At 42.3% G+C, this 18,905-nt stretch carries 15 protein-coding genes and 1 tRNA gene; 9 read left to right on the forward strand and 7 right to left on the reverse strand.

Annotated elements, in window-relative coordinates:
- Positions 1-20 precede the first annotated feature (20 nt).
- The 4 genes from DWZ03_RS03985 to DWZ03_RS04000 are packed head-to-tail and all read right to left on the reverse strand — an operon-like array spanning position 21 to position 4,147.
- Positions 21-821 (reverse strand): DUF4738 domain-containing protein, encoded by an 801-nt coding sequence (locus DWZ03_RS03985; RefSeq protein WP_005837141.1) that lies wholly within the window; start codon positions 819-821, stop codon positions 21-23.
- A gap of 37 nt (positions 822-858) precedes the next feature.
- A complete protein-coding gene (locus DWZ03_RS03990) occupies positions 859-2,172 on the reverse strand; it encodes a UDP-glucose dehydrogenase family protein (protein ID WP_005825480.1) in 1,314 nt (437 codons plus the stop codon).
- Positions 2,173-2,175: 3 nt separating this feature from the next.
- Positions 2,176-2,724: a dTDP-4-dehydrorhamnose 3,5-epimerase gene (gene rfbC / locus DWZ03_RS03995; RefSeq protein WP_016273757.1), complete on the reverse strand. Its 549-nt coding sequence runs from the start codon at positions 2,722-2,724 to the stop codon at positions 2,176-2,178.
- 4 nt (positions 2,725-2,728) lie between these two features.
- Positions 2,729-4,147 carry a capsule assembly Wzi family protein gene (locus DWZ03_RS04000; protein ID WP_057258612.1) on the reverse strand — a complete coding sequence of 473 codons (1,419 nt, stop codon included), beginning with the start codon at positions 4,145-4,147 and terminating at the stop codon, positions 2,729-2,731.
- Positions 4,148-4,380: 233 nt separating this feature from the next.
- Between DWZ03_RS04000 and DWZ03_RS04005 the strand changes: the two genes are divergently transcribed.
- Entirely contained in the window at positions 4,381-5,535 is a 1,155-nt protein-coding gene (locus tag DWZ03_RS04005; RefSeq protein WP_120128932.1) for an SPOR domain-containing protein, read from the forward strand.
- A gap of 50 nt (positions 5,536-5,585) precedes the next feature.
- Positions 5,586-6,119 carry an FHA domain-containing protein gene (locus DWZ03_RS04010; RefSeq protein ID WP_005825486.1) on the forward strand — a complete coding sequence of 178 codons (534 nt, stop codon included), beginning with the start codon at positions 5,586-5,588 and terminating at the stop codon, positions 6,117-6,119.
- A 101-nt stretch (positions 6,120-6,220) separates the two neighbouring features.
- On the opposite strand, the gene DWZ03_RS04015 is transcribed toward DWZ03_RS04010, so the two are convergent.
- Positions 6,221-7,669 carry a tagaturonate reductase gene (locus tag DWZ03_RS04015; RefSeq protein ID WP_120128934.1) on the reverse strand — a complete coding sequence of 483 codons (1,449 nt, stop codon included), beginning with the start codon at positions 7,667-7,669 and terminating at the stop codon, positions 6,221-6,223.
- Positions 7,670-7,708: 39 nt separating this feature from the next.
- Complete coding sequence (locus DWZ03_RS04020) at positions 7,709-8,770, reverse strand: substrate-binding domain-containing protein (protein ID WP_044467637.1); 1,062 nt, start codon at positions 8,768-8,770, stop codon at positions 7,709-7,711.
- A gap of 233 nt (positions 8,771-9,003) precedes the next feature.
- Between DWZ03_RS04020 and uxaC the strand changes: the two genes are divergently transcribed.
- Positions 9,004-10,410, forward strand: coding sequence for a glucuronate isomerase (gene uxaC, locus DWZ03_RS04025; RefSeq protein WP_044468856.1), 1,407 nt, complete (start codon positions 9,004-9,006; stop codon positions 10,408-10,410).
- A 42-nt stretch (positions 10,411-10,452) separates the two neighbouring features.
- Here uxaC and DWZ03_RS04030 read toward each other — a convergent pair whose 3' ends face one another.
- A complete protein-coding gene (locus DWZ03_RS04030; RefSeq protein ID WP_044468857.1) occupies positions 10,453-11,142 on the reverse strand; it encodes an HAD family hydrolase in 690 nt (229 codons plus the stop codon).
- 207 nt (positions 11,143-11,349) lie between these two features.
- Here DWZ03_RS04030 and DWZ03_RS04035 point away from each other — a divergent pair, with 207 nt between their 5' ends.
- From DWZ03_RS04035 to DWZ03_RS04060, 6 genes are all read left to right on the forward strand, one after another.
- Complete coding sequence (locus DWZ03_RS04035; RefSeq protein ID WP_087332424.1) at positions 11,350-12,732, forward strand: MFS transporter; 1,383 nt, start codon at positions 11,350-11,352, stop codon at positions 12,730-12,732.
- Between the two features lie 82 nt (positions 12,733-12,814).
- Entirely contained in the window at positions 12,815-13,618 is an 804-nt protein-coding gene (locus DWZ03_RS04040) for an MBL fold metallo-hydrolase (protein WP_025835841.1), read from the forward strand.
- Between the two features lie 93 nt (positions 13,619-13,711).
- Positions 13,712-13,784 (forward strand) — tRNA-Lys (locus DWZ03_RS04045).
- Positions 13,785-14,035: 251 nt separating this feature from the next.
- Positions 14,036-14,593 (forward strand): NAD(P)H-dependent oxidoreductase, encoded by a 558-nt coding sequence (locus tag DWZ03_RS04050; protein ID WP_005825500.1) that lies wholly within the window; start codon positions 14,036-14,038, stop codon positions 14,591-14,593.
- A 139-nt stretch (positions 14,594-14,732) separates the two neighbouring features.
- Positions 14,733-16,988 (forward strand): bifunctional alpha,alpha-trehalose-phosphate synthase (UDP-forming)/trehalose-phosphatase, encoded by a 2,256-nt coding sequence (locus tag DWZ03_RS04055; RefSeq protein ID WP_120129106.1) that lies wholly within the window; start codon positions 14,733-14,735, stop codon positions 16,986-16,988.
- Positions 16,989-16,993: 5 nt separating this feature from the next.
- Positions 16,994-18,784, forward strand: a complete 1,791-nt coding sequence (locus DWZ03_RS04060; protein WP_005825506.1) for a glycoside hydrolase family 15 protein — start codon at positions 16,994-16,996, stop codon at positions 18,782-18,784.
- Positions 18,785-18,905: the final 121 nt, after the last annotated feature.

The following is an 18,905-nucleotide window of genomic DNA, read 5'->3' on the forward strand; positions in this document are numbered from 1 at the left end:
AAGAAATAGAAAAAGCGGATTTATTCCGCTTTTTCTATGTTCATTGTATTGTCAAAACCAATAATCATATTTACCAAATTGTATACGGAACTTTCGGGTATGCCGAGGGTTGCCTGATAATGGTACCCCTTACTATCCACACCCATGAAATTCATATCGGCAAGAATGGCCTGGTCCAGCATTTCGGCAGGGAATATATCCGCAAACATCTTTTTAGTGATGTCCTGGCCATAAAGCATCTTCTTTCCTTCGTATACACAGATGTGGATTACATTATCATAATACACATTGTCCACACTGATTCCATTTTCAGAATAGGAAGTCTTGAAAACCTTCATCTTTGAGGGGTTGATATATACATATCCCCTATATCTTGTATTCTTGTATGTTACGATACTGTCTTTCTTTATCACTTCCGGAGTAGTAGAAATGACCTCCACTTCTCGACTGGTGAAAACCAAAGAATCTTCCGCATTCTCTGATTTATGCAGTTTAATTACTTCGTCGGCCAGCGAGTGGAACCAGAAGCTGTATTCCGTTTGACGGTCTATCTTATAGGCCACCGGTTCATTGCTGTATATGTAGATTGTATCGTGAACAACCTTGAAAGGTACGGGAGCGCTTTGCGGGTTGGCATAATATACCGTATCCCCTTCGATGCGCATCAACGGCATTTCTGTTTCATCGTTCACCCAGATGCCTTGTAACAGTTGTTTTGCAATGAGGTCTTCCTTTACGGAAACCTCTCCTGTTTGTCTGTTGCTGCATGAGGCCAATGAGACAACAAGTACAATGAGAATCGCACTTCCTTTTATTGTCATAACGTCCCTATTTATTTCTTTTCTTTTTTCTGCAACTTTATTTTCCGATGCAATGATATGTGAAACCTTGTTCTTCCATATCTTTCTTGTCATAAATGTTACGTCCGTCCAATACCAACGGCTGCTCCATAGTTTTCTTGATGACTGCCCATGAAGGCAGGCGGAATTCTTTCCATTCGGTCACCAGCATCAGTGCATCTGCATCCAGCGCAGCATCATACATATCTGTCGCATAATAAATACTTTCTCCTATGCGGCGTCGGCATTCGTTCATGGCAGCCGGGTCGTAGGCACGTACTTTACAACCGGCCTTCAGCAACTCGTCAATCAATACCAGAGCCGGGGCTTCACGCATGTCATCTGTTTCGGGTTTAAAGGCCAGCCCCCAAATGGCAATGGTCTTTCCCTCCAAATCATTATTGAAATGCTTCTGCAACTTTTCGAATAAGATACTCTTCTGTTTCTCGTTCACCTCCTCTACTGCATGGAGTACACGCATCTTGTAGCCGCTCAGTTCAGCCGTTTTAATCAGTGCCTTTACATCCTTAGGGAAGCATGAACCGCCGTAACCTATCCCCGGATAGAGGAACTTGCGTCCGATACGGGTATCCGAACCGATACCACTGCGCACCATGTTTACATCCGCTCCCACCAATTCGCACAAATTGGCAATGTCGTTCATGAAGCTGATGCGGGTGGCAAGCATGGAGTTAGCTGCATACTTTGTCATTTCTGCAGAAGGGATGTCCATAAAGATGACACGGAAGTTGTTCAGCAGGAATGGTTTGTAGAGCTTGCTCATTATCTTCTTGGCTCGTTCGGACTCTACTCCCACCACTACACGGTCGGGACTCATAAAATCGTTGATAGCATTACCTTCTTTCAGAAACTCGGGATTCGAAGCGACATCGAAGTCAATGTTCATCCCTCTCTTATCAAGTTCTTCTTGAATGGTAGCCCGCACTTTTCTGGCAGTACCTACGGGAACGGTACTTTTGGTTACCACCAACACATATTTCTGCATATTGCGTCCAATGGTGCGGGCAACTTCCAGCACATAGCTCAAGTCGGCACTTCCATCCTCATCGGGTGGTGTACCTACGGCACTGAATACCACTTCCACCTCATTCAGACAACTCTCCAGAGACGTGGTGAATTGCAGGCGTCCTGCTTTCACATTCCGGCTAACCATTTCTTCCAGTCCATTTTCATAGATAGGAATAACACCCTTTTTCAGTGACTCTATCTTTTCACTGTTCGTGTCTACGCAAATAACGTTGACACCGATTTCCGCAAAGCAGGTTCCGGTTACCAAACCGACGTATCCTGTACCGACAATGGCTATTTTCATATTTTATTCATAATAGACCGCATCCTTGAACGATACGGCATGTCCGTCTTTATCTGATAATAGAAGCTGTTCCGTAGCAACGGGCCATTCAATACCGATGGTTTCGTCGTCAAAACGGATGGATGCCTCGGATTGTGGTGCGTATACGTTGTCTACCTTGTATGTAAAGACAGCTTCATCGCTCAGCACCAGAAAACCGTGGGCAAAACCACGCGGAATGAAGAATTGTCTTTTGTTCCCCTCACTTAGCTCCACACTGACATACTTTCCGAAAGTGGGAGAAGATTTTCTTAAGTCGACAGCCACGTCCAGCACTTTTCCCTTAATGACACGTACCAGTTTGGCCTGGCTGCAATCACCCTTCTGGTAATGAAGACCACGTAATACACCGAAAGAGGATTTGGACTCATTGTCCTGGATGAAGTGAACGTTTCCGACATGTGCACGGAACTCTTCTTCCTTAAATGCTTCCATAAAGTATCCGCGGGCATCATGGAATACTTTCGGCTCAATCAGCCATACGCCGTCAATCTCTGTTTGTATGTAGTTCATTTTCTTAAAATGTTTTATGTACTTTCAGTTGGAATCCAAAATTGTCTCCATATATCTCTCCCATATCCAATGCAAGGGACGCGTTGAAGCACCAGCCCTTCCATTTACGGGGAATATAGTAAAACGATGCAAAAGTAGAAAAATTTTCTAATATATCGGGTATTGGACGATGAGGAGTTCCCCAAGTTCTGTTGTGGGACAATTTTGCCACATATCTCCACTCACTGCTGATGTCGCCGCTCCATCCCAGATGCAGGGCCTTAACGCGATTGTACTTGAAACTCATATCGCCATCCTTATTATAGATAGGCGATGCTATCAACGGATTGGCTATCGCCATACCCCAATGTGCCCATCCTGGGTAGTAACCGTTGTTGTAGTAGTTGTCGGCTCCTCCGGTCTTACCTACTACAGAATTTTGCAAACCGTGCAGTGGACCGCTCATATTGGTAGTCTGGAGATATTCGATAACGATTCCGTTGATGGCTTGTCTATGGTTGGATTTATATTCCACACCCCATAAGCCATCCCAACCGTTGAGTTTGGCCATGGCGGAGAAGTCATCAAAATGATTGTCCAGATAGGCGCTGATGGAGAAATCTTCCTTAGGACGATAAGTCATTTTGATATATTCGCTACCCAGAAAATTGCCTTGGAAAGCCAGATGTTCACCTACCGGTCCGTCCTCACGCCCGTGGCCGGGGAAGAATACGCGTACGTAATCCTTCCATCCGTTGCCCAAGTCTCCCGATTCGGAACCTCCAATCTTGTATCCTCCGAATTGGGTGTCGAGGGTCATTCCGAGTTCCAGTTGCCATTTTCCTTTGGGTATGCCGATACGCAGGAACCCTTCTTTATGATGGTATTTGATACTCTTGGTGTACCAGTATTTTTCTCCGACTTGCTCCCGCTGGTATTTGTTGTCTGTAAACCATCCGTACGAGATTTCTCCTTTCAGGCCTAAACGGGGCAGCAACTGTACATACTCGGGTATGCCTATCTGTACTTGTGGGATGGGACGCGCATTGCCCGACCAGGTCATGCCGCCACTGCTCAGCTCTTGATTCAGCAATGGAGAATTCTGTTCCCGGCTTCCGGCAAAGAATCCGAACCACTTGTAACGGATGTCTACGTAAGCCTGCTGTACAATGAAGGAGGTCGTGCTGAATCCGGCTGCTGCAACCAAATCCAGTGCTTCTTCAAACTTCCATTTTCCAAGTTGGTGTTTGTAGGATATTCCTCCACGTATGTAAGTATTGTTGTCGAGCGAAGTGAGTCCTTGCTGGTTGCTGACCTGCCAAAGAGGGGTGTTGTCACCGGTATGCAGGGTTGTTCCATATTCTACGAATGAGGACAGTTGTTGTGCCAGCATCGTGTTTTTTCCTATGAACAAGAAAACCATCAAACAGAAGATAATACGCATAATAGTCTTTTGTTAAGTGTTTAGGTTTGTATACTCTTGCGAGGGCAATTGTCCTTCTATTCTTGACAAGCATAGCTAAACGGTACAAAAGTAGAAATTTTTCCGGTAAAAATCCCTTCTCTTGCCGAAAAACCTTTTTCAAATACATTTTCAATGTGCAATGTTCATAATTTGTTGATAAGAAAAAAGCTCTGAAACTAGCGTATATCCGATATTTCCGCTACTTTTGTAGCATGATTGAATTAGCACAGCACATAGAAGTATTGTTATTGGAGAACGATTGTGTCATTGTTCCCGGTTTGGGAGGATTTGTAGCCCATTATACTCCGGCAATGAGAGTAGCAGAAGAGAATGTTTTTCTGCCCCCTACCCGTATTATCGGTTTCAATCCTCAACTGAAGATGAATGACGGCTTACTTGTACAATCTTATATGGCTGTCTATGATACTGATTTTTCTGATGCTACGCGGATTGTAGAAAAAGAAGTGGCGCATATATTCACTGCTCTCCATGAAGAAGGTAAGGTGGATTTGCCCAACATTGGCGAATTGCGTTACTCCATTCATGGTATTTATGACTTTGTTCCCTATGACCACAAGATAACCACTCCTTACTTATATGGGTTGGATAGTTTTGAAATGCAGGAACTGGCGGAACTGAAGAAACCGTACATGGAAAAGACCATCCGTTATTCTGTTCCAGTTGTGCCGGAAGACAAAAAGCGAAGGTTTGAGATTAAATTCAACCGTTCCTATTTGTCGAATGCGGTTGCCATGATTGCAGTGGTTGCCTTGTTTTTCTTTTTGTCTACACCGATAGAGAATACGGAAGTGGTTGAAGGAAATTATGCGCAATTACTTCCGAATGAACTTTTTGAGATGATAGAAAGGGAATCCCTTGCCATTAATCCGATTGTTGTTAGCCGGAAGGCCGACACTCCGAAAGCGTCGGCTCAAAAAAACACGGGGCAGAAGGCAAAGAAAAAGGTGGTTCCGGTTGCCGTAAGAGAGGTTAAGGTGGGCCAAGCTAACGCGCAGAATGCTCCGGTTGTTTCTCAGCCTAAGCAGCAGGCGGCAGAAGTGTCCTCTTCAACATCTGTAACAACAAAGAGTGAAATTCAAAAGACCACAGCAGGGACTGTCGCCCCGTCACTTGTCTCTGCACAGAAATACCACGTCATCATTGCCAGTGTAGGTACTGAGAAGGATGCCGAAGCAATGGCAAAGCAACTGATTGAAAAAGGTTACCCTCATGCAAAAGCAATTGTTGGAGATGGTAAAATGCGTGTCAGCATTGAGTCTTGTGGCACAGAAACAGAAGCATATCAGGCATTGAACAGAGTTCGCCAGAATGAAACGTATAAGAACGCTTGGGTATTAAAGAAGTAGAAAGTAATCTACCCTTGCTTTATTTTTTAATTCTTTAATTTTTAACTATCATGAAGCGTATCCGTTGTCCCAAATGTGAGAATTACTTAACATTCGATGAAACCAAGTATACCGAAGGCCAATCACTGGTCTTTGTATGTGACCAGTGTAAGAAGCAGTTCAGTATCCGTTTAGGTAAATCAAAGATGAAAGCCCCTCAAAAGGAAGAACGTCCGGATGAAGCGGAGTTTAAAGAGGCTTTTGGCAGCATCACGGTCATTGAGAACGTGTTTGGTTTTAAGCAGGTACTTCCATTGCAAGAAGGTGACAATATCATAGGCCGGCGTTGCGTGGGGAATGTTATCGATGTGCCGATTGAGACTTCGGATATGAGTATGGACCGGCGTCACTGTATCATTAATGTAAAGCGCAATAAGCAGGGAGTGTTGATTTATACCTTACGCGATGCTCCCAGCCTGACGGGAACTTTCCTTAATAATGAAATTTTGGGTGACAAAGACCGCATTCGCATTGAGGATGGAGCCATTGTAACTATTGGTGCCACTACTTTTATATTGCGAGCGGCAGAACAAGAGAGCCTTTAGACAAAAAAGAAAACTGTGTATTTCCCATTAAATGTGGTATAAATAAAGCAGACCGTACAAAAAAAGTTTTTGTACGGTCTGCTTGTTTAAAGTCATAGGAATTAAAGAATGCCTTTTACTGTTTCTGACATACCTTTTTCTTGGATGGATTTTAAGAAGCAGGTAATCATGTCTGTCAATCCTGGAACGGTATTCAAGTCTCCGTGTTCCCCCCAAATAAGGTCTTTGGCTGCCAATACGCCTTCTGCCACTTTGTGAGTATCCCCCGTTGCCCAAAGGTCTTTCAATAACTGCATGATTTCGGGAGCATCATTCGGGATGATTTCTGTGCCGTCTGCGCGGGTACCTCCTTTGTAGTACGTGATGATGGCAGCCAGTCCCAATGCCAGACCTTTCGGCAGTTCTCCTTTACGTTTCAAGTAGGTTTTTAGGCCGGGAAGGTCACGGGTTTGGTATTTAGGGAAAGAGTTCAGCATGATGCTGGTTATGGCATGGTCAACAAATGGATTGTTGAAGCGCTCCAATACATCTTCTGCAAACTTTTTCAATTCGTTTTTCGGCAGGTTCAACGTTTCCATCAGCTCGTCAAACATCACTTTATGGATGTATTGTCCGATTATAGGATGCTGGCAGGCATCGCGTACAATATTTACCCCCGACAGATAGGCTACCGGAGACAGTACGGTATGAGGTCCATTCAGCAAGGTTACTTTTCTTTCGTGGTAAGGTTTTTCGGAAGGAACAAACAATACATTCAGTCCGGCTTTGTCGGCAGGGAATTCTTCGGCGACTTTTTGCGGAGCCTCGATGACCCATAAATGGAAAATTTCAGCCTGCACTACCAAATTGTCATCGTACTGTATCTTTTCTTTTATAGCGGCAATGTCTTTGCGGGGGAATCCTGGAACGATACGGTCTACTAGTGTTGCATATACACCGCAGGCTTCCTCAAACCAAGTTCTGAACTCATCACCCAACTGCCATAATTCAATGTATTGATAGATTGTCTCCTTCAACTTGTGGCCATTCAGGAAGATGAGTTCGCAAGGGAAGATAATCAGTCCTTTGCTCTTGTCGCCGTTGAATGTCTTGAAGCGGTGATACAACAGCTGTGTCAGTTTGCCCGGATAAGAAGACGCCGGTGTATCTGTCAGCTTACAAGCAGGGTCAAAGGCTATACCTGCTTCCGTCGTGTTGGAAATGACAAAACGCATTTCCGGTTGTTCGGCCAATTTCATGAACTCATCGTTTTGAGTATAGGGGTTTAAGGCACGGCTGATTACATCTATCATAGTCAGACTGTTGATGGTTTCTCCTTTATCCAGACCTTGCAGATTTACATGATAAAGGTCATCCTGGGCATTCAGCATGTCAACCATACCTTTATCAATGGGTTGGACTACTACCACATTGCTGTTGAAATCGGTCTTTTGATTCATGTTATAAATAATCCAATCCACAAATGCGCGAAGGAAATTACCTTCGCCAAACTGGATAATGCGTTCCGGGCGTTGTGCTTTGGGAGCAGTTTCTTTGTTTAATGCTTTCATTTAAAAAATGATTTAAATGGTTGATATGTAATTTTTTAATTATTCAAACTCAAAGTAAAAGTCTATGTTTTCCTTCATCAATATGTCGATGGGCATGTATTTCACTGCAGTGACCGGTCTTTTAAATACCACGTGGTTGCATAAAGTCTTTACGCCACAATAGCCTTGCAGGCTTGGACGTTGACCGATGAGAAAGGTTACTTCACCGGTTTTCAGGAACTCTGTATTTTTGTGTAAAAGGTCATATCCCACAAGTCCTGCCAGCTTCCACCCCTTTTCGTGCAGATAACTTGCCACTTGATAAACACGGGAATTAAAAACAGCTCCCAGTACGGCTTGGGGATGTTCTTTAAAAAAAGCATCCAATATCCGTCTGTTGCCGTCAGTATCTTCCTTGTGCAACACAATGTCATGGATAGTCAAATCCTTATGTTCCTCGGAAAGGTATTGCATGAACCCCTCGAGGCGGCGTTGCATCTGGATTTCTGCCGGATTGTTTTTCTGATTGCTCAGGAATAACACAAGCTCCTGCCCTTTTTCATAGCTACGCATCAGAATCTTGGCAGCAATGTATCCGCTGGTTTTGGAATCTTGTCCGATATAACACAAGGCATGCGTCTGTTCAATATTGAAGTCTATGAATGCATAGGGAATATCCGCTTCCTCCAAATAAGTAGTGAGTTTTATGGTCTCCTCTCGGAAATTCGGGGCAACAAGTACGGCGTCGGCATTTTCCTCCCGGAGCACAGCACATGCTTCTTTATAGGAGGATTTGTCCGCATGCCGATAGTACAGATAGCTAACCCCAACATTGAACGGCCGTAATTCTTGTGCGGCACGGTCAATTCCCGCTGCTACAGCATGCCAATAATCATGTTCTATATAATAAGGTATAATGCAGACAATATGATAGCGCTTTTTAGCCGCCAGCCCGATGGCAAACATATTGGGATGATAATCTATCTCGTCGAGTACTTTCTGGACTTTTTCCCTACTGGAAACGGATACGTCTCCGCGGTTGTGCAGTACGCGGTCTACAGTGCCGGCAGAGACGCCGGCCATGCGTGCTATGTCTTTAATGGTATAGTTCTTGTTTTCCATCTTGAGGTATGCTGCCTAAGGCGGTAAAGGTGAGACGTCTGAAGCTTAAATATTATAAATATTCGCCGCAAAGATACGAATTATTTTGTTTCTCCAAGTAAAATTTCTACTTTTGTGTTCGATAACGGTTAATAAAACTAAAAACAATTATACGACCTATTAGCTTTACAATCAATACTATATAGGTGTAATAAATAGAAAGTAATATTTTTAGATACTTAAAACACAAGAAGATGAAAAACTTTATGGACGGAAACTTTCTGTTGCAAACGGAAACATCACAGAAGTTGTACCACGAGCATGCGGCTAAAATGCCGATTATCGACTATCATTGTCACTTGATTCCTCAAATGGTGGCGGAAGACTATCAGTTTAAGTCACTGACTGAGATTTGGTTGGGAGGTGACCACTACAAGTGGCGTGCCATGCGTACCAATGGTGTGGACGAACGTTTCTGTACCGGTAAGGATACTACAGATTGGGAAAAGTTTGAAAAGTGGGCCGAAACGGTACCTTATACTTTCCGTAATCCGTTGTACCACTGGACCCACCTTGAATTGAAGACCGCTTTTGGAATCGATAAAATTCTCAATCCTCATACGGCCTGTGAAATTTATGATGAATGTAATGAGAAGCTGAAACAGCCTGAATATTCCGCCCGTGGCATGATGCGCCGTTATCACGTGGAAGTGGTTTGTACTACAGATGATCCTATTGATTCCTTGGAATATCATATCAAGACACGCGAGAGCGGTTTTGAAATCAAGATGTTGCCTACTTGGCGTCCGGATAAGGCAATGGCGGTGGAAGTTCCTGCCGATTTTCGCGCATATGTAGAAAAGTTGGCCGAAGTGAGCGATGTGGCTATTTCCTGCTTTGACGATATGGTTGCTGCCTTGCGTAAGCGTCACGATTTTTTCGCGGAACAAGGATGTAAACTGTCTGACCACGGAATTGAAGAATTCTATGCCGAGGATTATACAGGAGCGGAAGTTAAGGCTATCTTTAACAAGGTATATGGCGGTACTGGATTGACGAAGGAGGAAATTCTGAAATTCAAGTCGGCCATGCTGGTTGTGTTCGGCGAAATGGATTGGGAGAAAGGTTGGACACAACAGTTCCATTATGGTGCTATTCGCAACAACAATAGTAAGATGTTCAAACTGTTAGGTCCTGATACCGGTTTTGATTCCATTGGCGAATTTACTACAGCAAAAGCTATGGCTAAATTTCTCGACCGCTTAAACTCCAATGGTAAGCTGACCAAGACTATTCTTTATAATTTGAATCCATGCGCCAACGAAGTCATTGCTACTATGCTGGGTAACTTCCAGGATGGTACGGTTGCCGGTAAGATTCAATTCGGTTCCGGTTGGTGGTTCCTTGACCAGAAGGATGGTATGGAAAAGCAGATGAATGCCCTTTCTGTACTGGGCTTATTGAGCCGATTTGTTGGTATGCTGACCGATTCCCGTTCCTTCCTCTCCTATCCGCGCCATGAATATTTCCGCCGTACATTGTGTAATCTTGTAGGCCGTGATGTAGAAAATGGTGAAATTCCTATTTCCGAGATGGAACGCGTAAACCAGATGATTGAAGATATCAGCTATTATAACGCTAAGAATTTCTTCCAATTCTAAAAAGCAATAGTAAGCTATAAGTTATGCAGTTTCACCCATAACTTATAGCTTATCTAATATTCCTTTGATACTATCCAATCGTATAAAATTGGGATGTCGTATTTCCCCTTCATGTTGCTCGTATGCCCAAGTCACGTGGTATGGTACATGGGCAGCGTATCCCCCAAGTTCCAATACCGGAAGTATGTCTGATTTTACAGAATTACCTATCATCAGGAGTTTTTCAGGCGGACAGCCCAATGTATCAATCAGCCTCTGGTAATCATCGATTTTCTTGTCACTCATAATTTCGATATGATGGAAATATTCTCGCAGTCCGGAAGCTTCTATTTTTCTTTTCTGGTCGAACAAGTCCCCCTTAGTGGCCAACACCAATTTATATTTCCCATGAAGTGACGATATGGTCTCCTTCACGCCTTCCAGTAGTGTAACCGGTTTCTGCAGAAGCTCTTGTCCCCATCCTATTACTTCATCTATAAGATGCATATTCCCGTTTCCGTCTGTCACTTTGCAGATGGTTTCAGTCATACTGAGCATTATGCTCTTCAGCCCATAGCCATACATATGCAGATTCTTCATTTCTGTTTCAAAAAACCTTTGTGATATGGATGAAGCAGGCAGATATTGCCTTAAAAGGTTACAGAATTTGTGCTCGAACTCCTGAATATAAAGTTCGCTTTCCCACAGTGTGTCATCAGCGTCAAAAGCTATAAATTCGATTTTATCTTTCATGAATGGTCGTTTTATAAAAGCGTCCAAAGATACGGAGTATTCTATATAAATGAAAAGATAAATAGTGATAAATGGGAAGTTAATATCTTGTCTGCAACTTATTAATATTGTGTTTGCAGAAAATTAATATCTTGCAAACACAATATTAATTTCCTATTTTTGCACTTATTTTTTCATTTAATACATAAATTTTAATCGCACAAAAGGATGATGACATCACCCCAACCCGCTTCCAAAGGCTTCAGCAGAGCTTTTTGGGTAAGCAGTACAGTAGAACTGTTCGAACGCATGGCATATTATGCTGTATTTATTGTTCTTACCATTTATCTTTCCAATATTTTAGGTTTCAATGATTTTGAGTCAAGCATGATTTCCGGTCTGTTTTCGGGAGGGCTCTATTTGTTGCCTATCTTTACGGGCGCATATGCCGATAAGATAGGTTTCCGAAAGTCGATGATTATTGCTTTCTCACTGCTTTCCATCGGGTATTTGGGCTTGGGATTGCTTCCCACCCTACTGGAAGCAGCCGGTCTGGTGGAGTATGGCGAGACAACCCGTTTTTCAGGATTGCCGGATAGTAATGACCGCTGGATGATTGTCCCCGTATTGTTTGTTATCATGGTAGGAGGTTCGTTCATCAAGTCTATCATATCGGGATCGGTGGCTAAGGAAACAACAGAGGCTACCCGTGCTCGCGGCTATTCCATCTTCTATATGATGGTGAATATAGGAGCTTTTACCGGAAAAACGGTGGTCGACCCTCTACGGAATGTTATCGGTGAGCAAGCTTATATTTATATCAATTACTTCTCGGCTACCATGACGGTGCTGGCATTATTGGCTGTCATCTTATTGTATAAATCGGCACATACAGCAGGTGAAGGGAAAAGCATGCGTGAAATTGGGCAAGGTTTTCTGCGTATTATCACTAATTGGCGTTTGTTGATTCTTATCCTCATCGTAACCGGCTTTTGGATGGTGCAGCAACAGCTCTATGCAACTATGCCCAAATATGTCATCCGTATGGCGGGTGAAACAGCCAAACCGGGGTGGATAGCCAATGTAAACCCGTTTGTAGTGGTTTGCTGCGTAAGTTTTATCACCCGGTGGATGGCAAAGCGCACAGCTATTACTTCTATGAATATAGGCATGTTTCTTATTCCGGTATCGGCATTGCTGATGGCATGCGGTAATTTGCTGGGCAACGATATTATTTCCGGCATGAGCAATATTACTTTGATGATGGTGTTTGGTATTGTTGTGCAAGCTTTGGCAGAATGTTTTATCTCACCGCGTTATCTGGAATACTTCTCTTTGCAGGCCCCCAAGGGCGAAGAAGGTATGTACCTCGGTTTCAGTCATCTTCATTCATTCCTCTCTTCTATTTTCGGATTCGGTATTGCGGGGGTGCTTCTGACAAAATATTGTCCTGATCCAGTCTTGTTTGAAACCCGCGAAGCGTGGGAAGCAGCTAGTGTCAATGCACATTATATCTGGTATTATTTCGCTGTTATAGGATTGGTTGCGGCAATAGCATTATTCGTTTTTGCCAAAACTACCGAATTCATCGACAAAAAGAAGAAGGCATAAGGTTTATATATTGCATACTTTTTGTATATTTGCCGTCACTTTTTTTAAAAGCGACGGCTTTTTTGTAATTAAGGAGATTAGGATGAAAGTAAAATTTATAAGCCTTGCCAGTGGAAGCAGCGGTAACTGTTATTATATAGGCACAGAAAAATATGGAATACTCATCGACGCCGGCATTGCAGTACGGACGATAAAAAAAGGACTGAAAGAAGCAGGTATCAGCATGGAAATGATACGTGCGGTATTTGTTACGCACGACCATGCAGATCATATTAAAGCGGTAGGTGGATTGGGTGAGAAACAGAATATTCCTATTTATACAACTGCCCGGATTCATGAGGGTATCAACCGGAGCTATTGCATGACAGAAAAGTTATATTCGTCTGTCCGTTACCTGGAAAAGCAGCAACCCATGCAGTTGGAAGATTTTCATATCGAATCTTTCGAGGTACCTCATGATGGCACGGACAATGTGGGCTATTGCATTGAGATAGACGGAAAAGTGTTTGCCTTTCTTACAGACCTTGGTGAAATTACTCCTACGGCCGCAGAATATATCAGAAAGGCCAATTATCTGATATTGGAAGCCAACTACGATGAGGAAATGTTACGCATGGGTACCTACCCCCAATACCTGAAAGAACGGATTACCAGCCGCACCGGACACATGAGTAATATTGCTACTGCTGAATTTCTTTCGGAAAATATGACGGAACATTTACAGTATATTTGGCTTTGTCATTTGAGCAAGGACAACAATCATCCTGAATTGGCATATAAAACAGTGGAATGGAAATTAAGGGAAAAAGGAATTATCGTAGGAAAGGATGTACAGTTGTGTGCTTTGAAGCGTACTACTCCTTCTGATTTATACGAGTTTGAATAAAAAATCCCATTTCATCGCAAAAAATACACCGTTTTGTTTGCACGAATAAAATAAAAGGACTACTTTTGCACCCGCAAACAAGAAATAAGGAATGCACTCTTAGCTCAGTTGGTAGAGCAACTGACTCTTAATCAGTGGGTCCAGGGTTCGAATCCCTGAGGGTGTACTTAAAAAAGGAACAACTACTGTTGTTCCTTTTTTAATTTGTCTTAACAAGAACATGCTTTGATGGGTATAAGCTCCTCATACGGAATCACTAGTAAATCTATATGGGGATGATACATTATTTTTCGTCACATTCGAAAATATATGTCAGAAATGAAAGTAGGAAGAAAACTTTTATTTCCTCCTACTCGTATATCTATATTTTGTATATTTGTACACACATCAATGATTTTAAACTAAAAGAAAAACAATATGGATAAAGATTCAAAGCAAGTAGTAGTTCTTCTGACACATCCCAATATAAAAGAGTCGCGAGCTAACAAGGCATTGATGGATGCTATTAGTGACATGGGAGAGGTAGCCATATACAATTTATATGAGATGCGTATGGAAGATGCTTTTAATGCAGAGATATGGAGCACTATCATATCGCATGCATCTGCGCTTGTATTTCAGTTTCCGTTCTATTGGATGTCGGCTCCTTCTTTATTGAAGAGATGGTTGGATGAAGTATTTACTTATCTGGCAAAAACTCCTGCTGTGGCTGGTAAGACATTGATGGTGGTCACTACTGCCGGCTCTGAACATGATGCTTATAGAAGCGGAGGAAGAAATCGTTTTACGGTGGATGAGTTGTTAAGACCTTATCAAGCAAGTGCTGTACATGCTGGAATGATATGGCAAACTCCTCTTGTAGTCTATGGAATGGGGACTTCGGAAGCTAGTAAAAATATAGCAGAAGGGATAAATTGCTATAAGCAAAGAATTGAAGCATTGGTGAAGAAAGACATTTTCAGTGATAATTGGTAATAGTAGGACCATATCGAAATGGAACATTCTTTTTCATTTTTGAATGTTTGTTTTTCTCTTTATCTTTTTCTAAAATACTGATTTTAAGCAATAAATAAAATATTGTATGAATTGGCATATTTCTTGTGTTAACTCATACATGAAACTTTATATTATATCAAACAGATTACCCGTTAAGGTTACCAAAGAGGATGAAACGTTAGTGTTTTCACGAAGTGAAGGTGGACTGGCTACCGGTTTGGACTCACTTCAGATTTCCTACGAAAAACATTGGATTGGATGGCCTGGAATATGCGTTGACAACGAAGAAAGTAAAGAGGAAATCACTTCTAGATTGGAAGGAATAAATTTCCACCCAGTATTCTTGTCCGAAATACAGATAAAGAATTATTATGAAGGCTATAGTAATAGTACTATCTGGCCATTATGTCACTACTTTTTTGTTTATACGCTGTATCGGAACTCTTTCTGGCAATCGTATCAGGAAGTGAACCAGTTGTTCTGCGATGCCATTTGCCGCGTGATACGTCCAGGTGACAAGGTGTGGATTCAAGACTATCAGCTAATGCTGCTTCCCGGAATGCTTCGGAAGGTTTACCCGGATTTGAATATCGGATATTTCCATCATATCCCTTTCCCTTCCTATGAACTTTTCCGGATATTACCGGAGCGTGCAGAAATCCTGAAAGGATTATTGGGTGCTGACTTTATAGCTTTCCATACTCATGACTATATGCGGCATTTTATCAGTGCTGTCGAACGGGTATTGCGTATTGACTTTAAACTGGACGAAGCACAACTCGGGAATAGAGTAGTTAGGACCGATGCTCTTCCTATGGGAATCAACTACGGACTGTATCACAATGCTTCTTCCAGACCGGAAGTACGGCGGGCGATAGACCGTACACGGAAATTTTTCGGGAATCATAAGTTGATTCTTTCTGTAGACCGCTTGGATTATAGCAAAGGCATTCTGCACCGTTTATGGGGATTTGCTGCTTTTTTAGAATGTCATCCTGAATATTGTGGAAAAGTTACATTGGCAATGGTCATTGTTCCATCACGTGACCATGTAGATAGTTATGCTGAGCTAAAAACCAAGATTGACGAAGAAATAGGTTCTATAAACGGACAGTATTCTACGATGGACTGGACTCCGGTTTGCTATTTCTATCACGGTTTTTCATTTGAAGAACTGGTGGCAATGTACTATATAGCTGATGTAGCTTTGGTAACTCCACTTCGTGATGGCATGAATTTGGTTGCCAAGGAATATGTAGCCTCGAAAAATAATAATCCGGGTGTTTTGATTTTGAGTGAAATGGCAGGTGCAGCTATTGAGATGACGGATGCATTGTTGATTAACCCCAATGACACTGAGGAGATAAAGCAGGCCATTTGTCGGGCTTTGGAGATGCCCGAACAGGAACAACTGAAACGCTTGCAACACATGCAGAAAATTATTTCCGTACAAACGGTTAATAAGTGGGCGGCAGACTTTGTAAGTGAATGGAGCGATACGTGCCGTAAGAATGAACAGCTTCGTAAGAAAAGGATATCCGCCGGTATTATTGGTGCCATCAAAATGAAATATAACCAGGCTAAGCAACGGCTTATCTTGCTGGATTATGACGGAACGTTGGCGTCGCTCAAGACACGACCGGAAAATGCTAAGCCCACCCCTGAACTCATTACCACATTGCAGAAGCTGGTTTCCGACCCGGCCAACCATGTTGTTGTGAATAGTGGTCGCGACCATTTTACTTTAGAAAAATGGTTGGGAAATTTACCTATTGCAATGGCTGCGGAACATGGTGCTTTCTATAAGGAAAATGGCATCTGGCACAAAAACATAAACAAAGCGGAATGGAGTTCCGGATTGGTGTCCATCTTGAAGCTTTTTGTCGAAAAGACGCCTCGTTCCCACCTTGAAGTCAAGGAAACGGCTTTGGCATGGCATTACCGGGAAAGTGATGCATGGTTAGGAGCTTTGCGGGCACAGCAACTTATCAATGTGCTGGTTAACATCTGTATACAGCAAAAGCTGCAAATCATACAAGGAGATAAAGTGGTGGAGATTAAGTCTCCCGATTATAATAAAGGTTCCGAAGTGAGACGCCAGTTGGAAAAGAAACATTATGACTTTATCATAGCTATGGGAGATGATACTACGGATGAAGATATGTTCAAAGCTTTGCCGGTGAATGCAGTGACAATCAAGGTGGGATATGTGTCGGAGGCAGCAAGCTATAATATGCCATCACAAACGGAAGTCCTGCCTTTTCTTCAAATTCTGGCGAACAAGAAAGACATGAAACAACCCATTGGCGAGAATGTCAAAACAAGCTTGAAAGGGGTATTCGATTTTTTCAGAGACTTGTTAAAAACAAAATAGTAAAAATGAGTAATTTAAATTATGGGGTAGTAGGCAATTGTCGGACTGCCGCACTTATATCCGAAAAAGGCAGCATAGACTGGTTGTGTTTTCCCGATTTTGATTCTCCGTCTATCTTTGCATCACTACTTGATCGGGAAAGAGGAGGAAGTTTTGGATTTGACGTTACAGAAGACTATCATATCTCACAATCTTACGTTCCTCACACTAACATATTGTCTACTTCTTTTTCTTCGAAAGAGGGAGAATTTGTCGTACTTGATTACATGCCTTATTACCGTTCCTGCGAAAATGCCCATTATCTTCCGGCAGAATTGTATCGATATGTGAGGTGGATAAAAGGTAAGCCCCGTTTCAAAGTAAACTATGTCCCTGCTCCCAATTATGCGCAAGGTAAAGTGATTCATAATGTCACTTCTGAATTTATAGAAAGCTATTGTTCTTCTGATAATAAAGATAGACAATATTTGTATTCTTCCCTTCCTTTGCAGAACATCGAACAGAAAAAAGAAATTATATTGGAAAAAGATGAGTTCTTTCTTTTGTCATACAATGAAAAGGTCATTCCGGTGGACATTGAACGGGAAAAAATTGAATATTGCCGTACTTTGGTTTATTGGCTTAATTGGACCAACCGTACTAAGAAATATTCTCTCTATAATGATGTGATAGAAAGAAGCATGCTGGTTTTGAAACTGATGTCTTACTATAACGGAGCCGTACTGGCCGCCCTTACTACCAGTTTGCCCGAATCCGTCGGCGAAGTACGTAATTGGGATTATCGGTTCTGTTGGTTGAGGGATGCCTCCATGTCTATCGAAACTTTGTTCCAGATAGGCCATATAGGAGCAGCAAGACGTTTTATGAAGTTCATACAGTCCACTTTCGTATCCAAGCACGAATCCTATCAGATAATGTACGGCATTCGGGGAGAAAGGCAGCTGACCGAGATTATTCTGGAGCATTTGTCCGGATATAAGAATTCCAAACCAGTACGGATAGGTAATGATGCTTACCATCAAAAGCAGAATGACTCGTTCGGTTATCTGATGGATTTGATTTACCAGTACTATCGGCTGATGCCCGGTACATTAGACGAAATAGAGGATATGTGGGAAATGGTAAAGAGCATTCTTTCCACGGTAATGGAAGATTGGAAGAAACCAGATAAGGGGATATGGGAAATCAGAGGAGAAAGCCGCCATTTTGTTTCATCCAAAGTGATGTGTTGGGTGGCTTTGGACCGTGGTGCAAAGATAGCTTCCATGCTCAATAAATACGGTTATAGTGAACGTTGGCAAAAGGAAGCTGACAAGGTATGGCAGGATGTAATGACATATGGATGGAAGGAAGAACTTCAAAGTTTCTCGCAGACTTATGATAATATGGCAATGGATTCCTCTTTGCTGTTGATGGAACCTTACGGTTTTATTGCAGCAGACGATATCCGATACCATAAGACAGTGAAGGCTGTGAAAAAAGCTCTTTTGCATAAGGGATTGATGTACCGGTATAACAGCGAAGATGATTTCGGGCTTCCTTCCTCGGCTTTTACCATTTGCACTTTTTGGCTGATACGTGCGCTTTTTGTTATCGGAGAAAAGGAAGAAGCCCGTTGTTTGTTTGATGATGTTCTGACATATTCCAATCATTTGGGATTATTCAGTGAGGATATTGATTTTAATACGAAGGAACAACTGGGGAATTTTCCACAAGCTTATTCGCATTTGGCATTAGTCAATACGGCTATTCTGTTTGCAGAAGAAAATAAGAGATTGGCTTTTATCCGGCCGTAACGAGGAGGGGAACTTAATTAATACTGCAAATGGGAGCATTTTGTATTTGTCCTTCTTTCTTTCGTTTTTAATTCCATTGAATGATGATACCTTTCTTTTTTTATGTATTTTTGCATAAATA

The sequence above is a fragment of the Bacteroides sp. AF29-11 genome (assembly GCF_003602895.1).
Lineage (GTDB): Bacteria > Bacteroidota > Bacteroidia > Bacteroidales > Bacteroidaceae > Bacteroides > Bacteroides uniformis.